This is a genomic window from Gordonia sp. QH-12, assembly GCF_001578675.1.
GTDB classification, from domain to species: domain Bacteria; phylum Actinomycetota; class Actinomycetes; order Mycobacteriales; family Mycobacteriaceae; genus Gordonia; species Gordonia sihwensis.
Genome location: NZ_KQ969292.1, coordinates 121,375 through 131,986 on the forward strand (window position 1 = coordinate 121,375; position 10,612 = coordinate 131,986).

10 protein-coding genes are annotated in these 10,612 nt (G+C 70.4%); 1 reads left to right on the plus strand and 9 read right to left on the minus strand.

Features of this window, described 5'->3' with window-relative positions; translation table 11 throughout:
• Positions 1-30: 30 nt before the first annotated feature.
• The 8 genes from Y710_RS11530 to mihF form a co-directional block, all read right to left on the minus strand.
• Positions 31-1,443, minus strand: coding sequence for an RsmB/NOP family class I SAM-dependent RNA methyltransferase (locus Y710_RS11530; protein ID WP_062367509.1), 1,413 nt, complete (start codon positions 1,441-1,443; stop codon positions 31-33).
• Positions 1,440-2,381 (minus strand): methionyl-tRNA formyltransferase, encoded by a 942-nt coding sequence (gene fmt, locus Y710_RS11535; protein WP_006894818.1) that lies wholly within the window; start codon positions 2,379-2,381, stop codon positions 1,440-1,442. The genes Y710_RS11530 and fmt overlap by 4 nt, the downstream gene beginning before the upstream one ends.
• 1 nt (position 2,382) lies before the next feature.
• A complete protein-coding gene (locus tag Y710_RS11540) occupies positions 2,383-4,323 on the minus strand; it encodes a primosomal protein N' (RefSeq protein ID WP_039866785.1) in 1,941 nt (646 codons plus the stop codon).
• A 161-nt stretch (positions 4,324-4,484) separates the two neighbouring features.
• The gene (gene metK, locus Y710_RS11545; protein ID WP_006894816.1) at positions 4,485-5,699 is read right to left on the minus strand and encodes a methionine adenosyltransferase; all 1,215 of its coding nucleotides are present in this window, start codon (positions 5,697-5,699) and stop codon (positions 4,485-4,487) included.
• Positions 5,696-7,003: a bifunctional phosphopantothenoylcysteine decarboxylase/phosphopantothenate--cysteine ligase CoaBC gene (gene coaBC / locus Y710_RS11550; protein ID WP_062367510.1), complete on the minus strand. Its 1,308-nt coding sequence runs from the start codon at positions 7,001-7,003 to the stop codon at positions 5,696-5,698. The genes metK and coaBC overlap by 4 nt, the downstream gene beginning before the upstream one ends.
• Before the next feature lie 9 nt (positions 7,004-7,012).
• Positions 7,013-7,312, minus strand: coding sequence for a DNA-directed RNA polymerase subunit omega (gene rpoZ / locus Y710_RS11555; protein WP_006894814.1), 300 nt, complete (start codon positions 7,310-7,312; stop codon positions 7,013-7,015).
• Positions 7,313-7,933 (minus strand): guanylate kinase, encoded by a 621-nt coding sequence (gene gmk, locus Y710_RS11560; RefSeq protein ID WP_082084000.1) that lies wholly within the window; start codon positions 7,931-7,933, stop codon positions 7,313-7,315.
• A gap of 2 nt (positions 7,934-7,935) precedes the next feature.
• Complete coding sequence (gene mihF / locus Y710_RS11565; protein ID WP_006894812.1) at positions 7,936-8,250, minus strand: integration host factor, actinobacterial type; 315 nt, start codon at positions 8,248-8,250, stop codon at positions 7,936-7,938.
• A 325-nt stretch (positions 8,251-8,575) separates the two neighbouring features.
• On the opposite strand from mihF, the gene Y710_RS11570 reads away from it, so the two are divergent.
• Positions 8,576-9,643, plus strand: coding sequence for an alpha/beta hydrolase (locus Y710_RS11570; protein ID WP_062367511.1), 1,068 nt, complete (start codon positions 8,576-8,578; stop codon positions 9,641-9,643).
• Positions 9,644-9,766: 123 nt separating this feature from the next.
• On the opposite strand, the gene pyrF is transcribed toward Y710_RS11570, so the two are convergent.
• Positions 9,767-10,609: an orotidine-5'-phosphate decarboxylase gene (pyrF, locus tag Y710_RS11575; protein WP_062367512.1), complete on the minus strand. Its 843-nt coding sequence runs from the start codon at positions 10,607-10,609 to the stop codon at positions 9,767-9,769.
• Positions 10,610-10,612: the final 3 nt, after the last annotated feature.

Genomic DNA, 10,612 nt, shown 5'->3' on the forward strand with positions numbered 1-10,612 from the left:
GAACGCGGCCGGCGCTCTCGCGGCAGCGCGTCAGTCCTTCCGCAGTGCGGCCAGGAACATGGCGTCGGTGTCGTGGCGGTGCGGCCAGAGCTGAACGTACGGCCCGTCTCGCAGCGACTCCGGATCGAAGACATCGCCCGCGACCAGCGGGCGAGCGTCGAGGCGGCTCACCCCGGCCACCTCCGTGAGCACCGTGTCGACCACCTCGACGGTCTCGGCCGGATGCGGCGAGCACGTCGAGTACACGACCACACCGCCCGGCTTCACCAGATGCAGGGCTTCGGCGAGCAGCTCCCTCTGCAGGGTCACCAGCTCCGGGAGGTCTTCGGGCCGCCGACGCCAGCGGGCCTCCGGGCGCCGTCGCAGCGACCCCAGTCCCGAACAGGGGGCGTCCACCAGAATCCGGTCGAAGCCCGGCTCCAGTCCCGATGACCGGCCGTCGGCGACGTGAACGGTCACCGGCAGCGAGTCGACCACCTTCTCGATCAGCTCGGCACGATGCGCAGAGATCTCGACGGCGTCCAGATGAGCGCCCGACACCTCGGCGAGCGACCCCAGCAGCGCGGCCTTGCCGCCCGGACCGGCGCAGAGGTCGAGCCACCGGCCGCCGTCGTCGCCGACGTCGGCACGTGCCAGCGCGACCGCGACCAGCTGGCTCCCCTCGTCCTGGACTCCGGCGAAGCCCTCCCGCACCGCGTCGAGCTCGCCCGGATCACCGCCCTCGGGCAGGTACACGCAGTACGGCGAATAGCGTCCCTCGTCGCCGCCGCTGATCAACGCGAGTTCCTCGGCGGTGATCTGTCCCGGCCGTGCGACGAGATGCACGATCGGCCGCTCGTCGTCGGCGGCGAGCGCCGCCTGCAGCTCACCCGTCGACCCGCCGAGCGCCCGGTGGAAGACCTCGCCGATCCACCGCGGATGCGCATACGTGAACGACAGGTTGCCGATGCGATCGTCCATCATCGACGGCGCGAGTTCCTCGATCCAGAGCTGCTCGTCGCGCTGACTCACCTTGCGCAGGACCGCGTTGACGAATCCGGACGGTCCCATCCCGTTCTCGCTGCGCGCGATGTCGACGGAGGTCGACACCGCCGCGTGCGACCCGATCCGCGTCCGCAACAGCTGATAGGTCCCCAGCCGCAGTACGTCGAGCAGGCTTCCGTCGATCTCGTCGACGGGGCGGCCCGCCGCGGCGGCGATCACGGCGTCGAGCAGGCCGAGAGACCGAGCCGAACCATAGGTCAGCTCCGTGGCCAGCGCGGCGTCCCGGCCGGTGATCCTCCGCTCGCGAAGCAGTCTGGGCAGCAGTAGATTCGCGTACGCGTCGCGTTCGCGCACCGCCCGCAGCACATCGCGCGCCACGATGCGTGCCGGGTCGAGATCCTTCTCGCGGTACTTGCGCTCCGGGCGCCGATCGCCGCTCCGATGCTCCGCAGGGCTCATCCGAAGTGCTCCGTTCCGTCGAGCCGGCTGCCACGTGCCCAGTCGGCGGCGTTCATCGATTTCTTTCCCGGCGCCTGCACCGTCGTCAGCCGCACCGCACCGGACGCCGTGCCGACGAAGACCGCCTTCTTGGTGACCGCGAGCGCTCCGCACTCCATAGCTCCCGGGACATCGGCGTCGCCGTCGACCGGGATCACCGGGCCGAGTTTGATACGTGCGTCGCCGAGCATCGTCCACGCGCCCGGTGCCGGGGTGTGGGCGCGCACCGTGCGCCCGATGATGTGCGACGGCAGGTCCCAGCGCACGCGCGCATCGTCGGTCGTGATCTTCCCGGCGTGCGAGACGCCTTCGGCGTCCTGGGGCACCGGAGCCAGTTCGCCCGCCGCGATCCCGTCCACGACGGCGCGGAGCAGGCCCGAGCCCGACACCGAGAGCCGCTCGAGGAGATCGCCCGCGGTGTCGGTGTCGCGGATCCGCTCGGTGAGCGTGCCGTAGACGGGTCCGGTGTCGAGTCCGGCTTCGAGAGCGAAGACGCTCGCCCCGGTGAACTCGTCGCCCGCGGCGATGGCCGCCTGCACCGGAGCGGCTCCCCGCCACGCGGGCAGTACCGAGAAGTGCAGGTTCACCCAGCCGCGAGGCAGCATGTCCAGCACGCTCTGCGGGATCAGTCCGCCGTATGCGACGACGACCCCGAGGTCGGCGTTCCACCGGACCAGCGCCTGGGACACCTCCGGATCGGACATCCGGCGGGGCGTCAGGACCTCGATCCCGTGGCTGTCGGCGAGCGTCCCGACCTCCGACCGGATCATCCGGCGTCCGCGGCCGGCCGTGGTGTCCGGTCTGGTGATGACGCCGACCACCTCGTGGTCGGGCGAATCGAGCAGTTCCTGCAGGGTCGGCACCGCCACCTCGGGCGTGCCGGCGAACACCAGCCTCATGTCAACCAATCGTAGGGGGATCGACTTGGACCCTGATGCCCGCGGTGTCGTCATGCCGGGCGTTCCGGAGCGCCTGGGCGTTACGCAGTGCCTCGGCCAGTGACCGCCCGGCGCTGCGCGGTGTGCGCAACAGCATGCGATCCACCGGCCCCGACTCGTCCAGGCCGGCGGGACGGCGCACCCCCGCGGGCAGCGGCACCGGCCCCAGCGTCTCGGCCTCCGGCGGCATGGTGAGCAGGTCGAGGAACGCCGACACGGCCGCGGGCGGTCCGTCCACCGACGCCATCGTCACCGCGGGCGGGAACTTCAACTCCAGCCGTTGCCGCAGCTCGGCGGTGGCGAATCCCACCGGATCCCACCGGATGAGCGCCTGTACCGGCAACGCGGCCGCGTCGGCAACCACCACCACGCGGCCGCCCTCGGCACGGGGCCGCACCAGCGTCGCCACCGCCATCCAGGCGCGGACCGCCTCCTCGGCGGCACGCAGATCCTCCCGGTCCAGCTGCGCCCAGGTGTCGAGCAGCACCGCGGCCCCGTAGCCGCCCGGCGCGCGCGGCGCCGCGCCCGGCGTGGCGATCACCACCCGCGGCCCGGCCGGCACCTCGTCCACGATCTTGTCGCCGGAGGAGGTGACGATCGGGACGCCGCGGAAGGCGCGTCCGAGTTCTTCGGCGGTGCGCCGATCCCCGATCATCAACGCGCGCACCGCGGTGCCCGCGCACACCGGACAGACGAAGCGGTTCTCCGGTCGTCCGCACCACCGGCAGGCGAGGTCGCCGCGTTCGCTCATCTGCAGCGGACCGTTGCAGGCTCGGCACCGGGCGTGCGCGCGGCACCGGGCGCACGCCACCGACGGCAGGTAACCGCGCCGAGGCACGCTGAACAGCACCGCCTGGTCGGCGGCGAGGGCTCGCCGGGCCGCGTCGAAGGCGATCGCCGGTATCCGCGCGGTCCGCGCCATCGGATCGCCCGCCACGCGGCGATCCTCGTCGGAGAGTCCGTCGACGCGCGGCATCGCCTCCCGGACCGCGGCCCGCGGGGCGACGACGTCGAACGCCCAGCTCGACTCCACCAATGCCTGCGCGTCGGTGGTGCGGGAGTGTCCGCCGATCAGCAGCGCCGCCCCGCTGCCGTGGGCGCGGAGAACGGCCACCTCGCGCGGGTGCGGATAGGGCGACCGCGGCTCGTCGAGACTGTCGTCCCCGTCGTCGAAGACCACCACCAGGCCGAGATCGACGACGGGTGCGAAGACGGCGCTGCGCGTGCCGATCACCACCCGTGCCCGTCCGCGCAGCGCCGACAGCCAGCGCCGGTACCTCGCGGTGGGACCGAGGCCCGCGGCGAGAGTCACGCAGGCGTCGCCGAGCAGCGGTTCGCACGCCGCTTCGAGACGATCGAGATCCCGCTGGTCGGGCACCACGATCACCACCCCGCGCCCGGATGCCGCGACCGACGCCGCGAGTTCGGCCAGCCGGGCGGCCACGTCCTCGCCGGGCAGCGCCTGCCAGCAGGCGTGCGGATGCCCTCCGGCGACCGCCTGTTCGATGAACGACCGCCCCGAGTCGTAGACGTCCCAGCCGGCTGCGGCCGGCTCGGCGATCGGCCGCGCCACGTCGTGACTGGCCGCCTCCTTCTCCACCCGTGCGTGCCGCGGCGGGATCGCCAGCCGCAGGACGTCGGCCATCGTGCCCGCGTACCGGTCGGCGACCGCACGGCACAGCGCGGCCAGTTCGGGGGTGAGGACGGGTTCGGGCGAGACGACGCGATCGAGCCACGACAGCGCGCCCTCGTGTTCGCTGCGGTCGAGCCGTTCCAAGAGGTAGCCGTCCACCAACCGGCCGGCGAAACGCACACGGACGCGGACGCCCGGCTGGGCGTCCGCGTCCGTCTTGGCGTCCACGAGGTAATCGAAGGGCCGGTCCAGGTGAGCCAGCCCGAGCATCGGCAGCACACGGGCCACCGGTCGCTGCGGTGCGGCGACCCGCTGATTGCGCGGAGGCTTCGCGGCCACGCGCTCGGTCTCGGCTGTCACACGTCGAGATTAGCGATCGCCTGAGACCGCGCCGCGGCGGACCGCTCCCCGACCTGCAGCCTCGCGCACTCTTACAGGCCTGCGGCCTCGCGGAGTGCGGCGACGCGGTCGGTGCGCTCCCACGGCAGATCCACATCGGTCCGGCCGAAGTGTCCGTACGCGGCGGTCGGTGCGTAGATCGGCCGCAGCAGGTCCAGATCGCGGATGATGGCCCCGGGACGAAGGTCGAAGACCTGCGAGATCGCCTTCTGAATGGTGCCGGGGTCCACCTTCTCGGTGTCGAAGGTCTCGACGAACAGACCGACGGGCGCGGCCTTGCCGATGGCGTAGGCCACCTGGACCTCGATGCGGCTGGCCAGGCCCGCCGCAACGGCGTTCTTCGCCACCCAGCGCATCGCGTAGGCGGCGCTGCGGTCGACCTTCGACGGGTCCTTGCCCGAGAACGCACCGCCGCCGTGACGCGCCATGCCGCCGTAGGTGTCGACGATGATCTTGCGGCCGGTGAGACCGGCGTCGCCCATCGGTCCGCCGAGCACGAAGCTGCCGGTGGGGTTCACCAGCAGACGCGGGTCGGAGGTGTCGAGCTTCACCGGGAGGTCGAGTTCGGCGAAGACCGGCTCGAGGACGTGCTTGCGGATATCGGGGGCGAGCATGCCCTCGATGTCGATGTCGGCGGCGTGCTGCGTGGAGACCACCACGGTGTCGAGACGGACCGGGGTGTCGCCCGCGTACTCGATGGTGACCTGAGTCTTGCCGTCGGGACGCAGGTACGGCAGGACGCCGTCCTTGCGGACCTGGGTCAGCCGGCGCGAGAGCCGGTGGGCCAGCGCGATCGGGAGCGGCATCAGCTCGGGCGTCTCGTCGGTGGCGTAACCGAACATCAGGCCCTGGTCGCCTGCACCCTGCTGGTCGATGTCGTCGTCGTGGGTGCCGGTGCGCTTCTCGTGCGAGTGGGTCAGGCCCTGGGCGATCTCCGGCGACTGCGCGCCGATCGCGATGTTGACGCCGCACGACGTGCCGTCGAAGCCCTTGGTGGACGAGTCGTAGCCGATCTCGAGGATCTTCTCGCGCACGATGGTCGGGATGTCGACGTAGGCGGTGGTGCTGACCTCGCCCGCGACATGCACCTGACCGGTGGTGACCAGGGTCTCCACGGCCACCTTGGCCTTCGGATCCTTCGCGAGCATCGCGTCCAGGATCGAGTCGCTGATCGCGTCACAGATCTTGTCCGGATGACCCTCGGTGACGGATTCGCTCGTGAATAGACGGGACGCTGAGGCGCTCATCGGTTCCTCTCGGGGTTGTGTGTCAGTTCGTTGCCCTCTCGTTCGCCGGTGCCGGCGCGCGAGGGCACCTGTCCATCTGGCACGAGAGCGGCCACTTCGTCAAGGATTCTGCTCGCCATCAAAGTTTTTGAGCCGAATGGCAGTCCGGTCTCGCGGCCGTCCGCGGTCAGCAGCCAGCCGGTGTTGTCCTCGGTGCCGAACGCCTTGCCGCCGCCGACGGCGTTGACGACCAGCAGGTCGCAGCCCTTTCTGCGGAGCTTGGCGCGGCCGTGGTCGAGGACTCCGCCGTCGGCGTCACCGGTCTCTGCGGCGAATCCGACGATCACGGTACTCCGGGGAATCCGGCCCTGCGCACGGTCGGCGACCAGCCCGGCGAGAATATCGGGGTTGGTGTCCAAGTGGATGGGAGCGGGTCCGTCGTCGCCCTTCTTGATCTTGGCGCCGGCCACCGCCGTGGGCCGGAAGTCGGCGACGGCGGCCGCCATGATCACCACGTCGGCATCCGCGGCCCGCGTGGTCATCTCCGACTGCATCTCGCGTGCGGAGTCCACGTGAACGATCTCGACCGATGCCGGCTCACCCGGATCCGAGGTGGCGCCGGAGACCAGCGTCACCCGGGCTCCGCGCTGCGAGGCCGCCCGGGCCAGGGCGTACCCCTGTTTGCCGGAACTGTGGTTGCCCAGGTATCGCACCGGGTCGAGGGCCTCGCGGGTGCCGCCGGCGCTGATCACCATGCGCACACCCGACAGGTCGTAGGGCAGAGCGTCGGCGCGGGTCAGCAGGAGATCCCCCAGCGCCGCGATCTCGGCGGGCTCGGGCATGCGCCCGGCACCGCTGTCGGTGCCGGTGAGACGCCCCACGGCCGGAGTCATGACAGTCACGCCGCGACTCCGGAGGGTCGCGACATTGGCGACGGTAGCCGGATGCTCCCACATCTCGGTGTGCATCGCCGGGACGAACAGCACCGGACAGCTCACCGTGAGCAGCGATGCGGTCAGCAGGTCGTCGGCGCGGCCCGCGACCGCGCGGGCCATCAGGTCCGCCGTCGCCGGCGCGACGATCACCAGGTCGGCGCGGCGTCCCAGCGCCACATGAGCCACCTCGTCGACGTCGTCGAAGACCTCGGTGCTGACCGGGTTGCCCGACAGCGCCTCGAAGGTGGCGGCCCCGACGAAGTTGAGGGCGGCCCTGGTCGGCATCACTCGGACGTCGTGCCCCGCCTCGGTGTAGTGCCGGATGACCGAACACACCTTGTACGCGGCGATACCGCCGCCCACACCGATCAGGATGTGCGCTTTGGACACCTGTGGGGCCTACTCGCCCTCGGTGTGCTCGAGCAGGTCCGAGTGGATCTCACGCATCGCGATCGAGAGCGGCTTCTCCTGGACGCCCGGCTCCACGAGGGGGCCGACGTACTCGAGGATGCCCTCGGCGAGCTGGTTGTAGTAGTCGTTGATCTGCCGGGCGCGCTTGGCCGCGTAGATCACCAGGGCGTACTTCGACGAGGTGCGCTCGAGCAGTTCGTCGATCGGCGGATTGGTGATACCCAGCGGGGCGTCGTAGACGGGCTCGTCCACAACCACGGTTGATTCGGTCTCGGTCTGAGTGCTCACTCAATTCTCCTGCGAAGTCTCTGCTTGGGCCTGCTCCTCTAACGGCGGCCCAACCAGCAAGTTTACCAATTGTTCGGCGGCCGCGTCGACATCGTCGTTCACCACGACGTGTTGGAACTCCTCGCGGGCGGCCATCTCCGACCGCGCCGTCTCCAGTCGACGGTCGATCACCTCCTGGGATTCAGTGCCGCGGCCGGTCAGCCGCTCCACCAGAGTCTCCCAGCTCGGCGGCGCCAGGAACACCGTCGTCGCCTCCGGCATCGCCGTCACCACGTTGCGGCATCCCACCAGGTCGACCTCCAGCAGCACGGGCGAGCCGGATTCGAGGGCCTCGCGCACCGGAGCCGCGGGTGTTCCCGAACGTTGCAGTCCTCCGTGGATGTCGGCCCATTCGAGGAGTTCGCCGTTCTCGATCATCGAGTCGAACTTCTCTCGGCTCACGAAGTGGTAGTCGTGACCGTCCACCTCACCCGGCCGCGGATCGCGGGTCGTCGCCGACACGCTGAACCACAGATCGGGAACGAGCTCGCGCAGCCGTGCGACGACGGTCGACTTTCCGACAGCCGAGGGGCCGACCAGTACAACCAGTCGGCCCCTCCGTCGGGTGTGCTCCCGGGTCACGCTCAGGAGCTGAACTTCTCGAGAAGCGCCTTGCGCTGGCGGTCACCGAGACCGCGGACACGGCGAGTCGGAGCGATCTCCAGCTCGGTCATGATCTCCTGCGCCTTCACCTTGCCCACCTTCGGCAGGGCCTCGAGAAGGGCCGAGACCTTCATCTTGCCGAGGATCTCGTCGTTCTCTGCGTCGGCCAGCACCTGCTGCAGGTTGGTGCCGCCGCTCTTCAGGCGGTTCTTGAGCTCCGCGCGCACCCGGCGAGCGGCAGCCGCCTTCTCGAGCGCTGCAGCGCGCTGCTCATCGGTCAACTGGGGAAGAGCCACGGTTCCTCCGTCTTTCGTGTCTACAGTTCGGTTTGTCCACGCGACGCTATACGAACATCTCGTGTTTTTCCGCTTCGGGGCCGTGCGGCCCCTACGAGCGAATCGGATCCAGCCTAACGCTCGACGCCTTGTCCCATGCAATCGGAGTCCCATGCAATCGGACCAGCACAAACGGTACCCGCTCCGCCGCCGTTTCCGGTGAAGCGCACCGGGCGCGCCCGCACTCGGTGTCGCAGGAGAGCGCCGATCACCTCGGAACCACATCGATCGTCCGGGAACAACACGGCGTGCGACGGCGGATGCGGCACAAGGTACCGTGCCCTCCATGCTCAGTGACCTTCGAACCCTTGCTCGTGTCCTGACCGACGACCTCGCCCCGTCCAGCGCCAGCGAGTCGGTGGTGCTCTCGGAACGTCCGCACGCCAAGCTGATCCGCTTCGGTTCAGCGGACCAACTCCGGGCGGCTCGGGAGTCCGGTCAGGTCCCGGTGCTGCTGGTCCCGCCGCTGGCGGTGCCCGCCCATTGCTACGACCTGGCACCCGGCGCCCAGCCGGGCAACTCGGTGGTCGAGTTCCTGCTCGGCACCGGTACCGTTCCGTACGTCATCGACTTCGGCGACGTGGGCTACGCCGACCGCCGGCTCGGTTTCGAGGACTACTTCGGCACCTTCATCCCCCGCGCGATCGGCGAGGTGATCGACGATTTCCGGGCCGGGCCGGACGCGGTCGACCTCATGGGCTGGAGCCTCGGCGGCACCCTGTCGCTGATGACCGCGGCCGCACAGCGCGACCTGCCGATCCGCTCGGTCATCACCGTCGGCACACCGCTCAACTACCAGAAGATCGAGCCCTATCCCCTGCTCCGGAGGTTGCTCGGCCCCACGCAGGGCAAGCCGGTCACCTATCTGCTCCGCGCGCTGGGCGGCATCCCGTCGATCGCCGTACAACTCGCCTACCGAGCGAGCTCGTGGGATCGCGAACTGCGCAAGCCGCAGTACATTCTGGCGAACCTCCGAGACACCGACGCGCTGGTCGGCATGCAGGTGATCGACCGCTTCCAGAACTCGCTGCCCGGCTACCCGGGAAAGGTCAGCGAGCAGATGCTGGTGAATCTCATCCTGCGCGATGAGATCGCACGCGGCGAACTGCACTTCGGATCGGTCACCGTCGATCTCACGTCCATCACGGCGCCGGTCTTCATGGCCGGCTCGCACCGTGACGCGATCGTCAGCCACGCGGCGGCCGAGCACGGACTGAGCCTGTTCACCGACTCCGTCCACGCCGAGTTCCACACCGTCGAGACCAGCCACCTCGGACTGCTGACCGGGGCCGTCGCCGAACAGGAGACCTGGCCCGCGATCGCCGCTTTCCGCGAGGAGATCGGCCGCTACTGAACGGCCCCGTGGCTCCGCGCCATCCGCGAAACCCGCAGACCCCGCACAGCCGCGACGTTCGACGACGGAACCCCCGTCCGGGACGGGGGTTCCGTCGTCGAGTGTCGCGTCAGTGGTGAGCGGCTACCGCAGCGCCGCCTCGACCTCGTCTCTGGTCGCGGACGCCGCGGCCGCGAGGGCCGCCGGATCGGGTCCCGCGCGCAGGATGCTGCGGCTGGCCGCCGGCAGCAGCCACGACGGATCCGAACCGTCGAAGATCCGGGCCAGATCGGCCGCGGTGGCGCCCTGGGCGCCCAATCCCGGCGACAGCACGGGACCGGCCAGGCGGCTCAGATCCAATCCGTGTTCGCGTGTCGCGCCGACCACCACGCCGACCGTTCCGGAGCCATCGGCGTTCACCTCCGCGGCGGCGTCGACGATCGACTGTCCGACGGTCCGACCGCCGGCGTCGGCCGTCTGCACCGAGCCGCCCTCGGGATTGGAGGTGCGGGCGAGGGCGAAGACGCCGCGCGCGGTGGTCCGCGCCTTGTGAACAGCCGGTTCGAGCGATCCGAAACCCAGGTACGGTGAGAGGGTCACCGCATCGGAGCACAGGGGCGACGCGTCGTCGAGCCATGCCGCGGTGTACGCCGCCATGGTGGAGCCGATGTCGCCGCGCTTGGCGTCGGCGAGGACCACCGCCCCCGCCTCTCGGCAGCCGGCGATCACATCCTCCAGGACCGCGAAGCCCGCGGCGCCGAAGACCTCGAAGAAGGCGACCTGCGGTTTGATGACGGCGGCGGTGGGACCGAGGCCCTCGACGCAGGCGTCGGCGAAGGCGCGCAGCCCGTCGACGGTCACCGGCAGACCCCACTGCTCGAGCAGCGCCCCGTGCGGGTCGATTCCCGCGCACAGCCGTCCGCGCTCGGCGACGACCGCCCGGTATCGCGCCGCGAAACCGGACGATCGTGCCGTCGCTTCTATCACTTT

Coding starts and splice junctions, on each gene's coding strand:
- Y710_RS11530 (WP_062367509.1), bottom strand. CDS start 1,443: ATGAGCCCTGCGGAGCATCGGAGCGGCGATCGGCGCCCGGAGCGCAAG.
- fmt (WP_006894818.1), bottom strand. CDS start 2,381: ATGAGGCTGGTGTTCGCCGGCACGCCCGAGGTGGCGGTGCCGACCCTG.
- Y710_RS11570 (WP_062367511.1), top strand. CDS start 8,576: ATGCTCAGTGACCTTCGAACCCTTGCTCGTGTCCTGACCGACGACCTC.
- metK (WP_006894816.1), bottom strand. CDS start 5,699: ATGAGCGCCTCAGCGTCCCGTCTATTCACGAGCGAATCCGTCACCGAG.
- Y710_RS11540 (WP_039866785.1), bottom strand. CDS start 4,323: ATGCTCGGGCTGGCTCACCTGGACCGGCCCTTCGATTACCTCGTGGAC.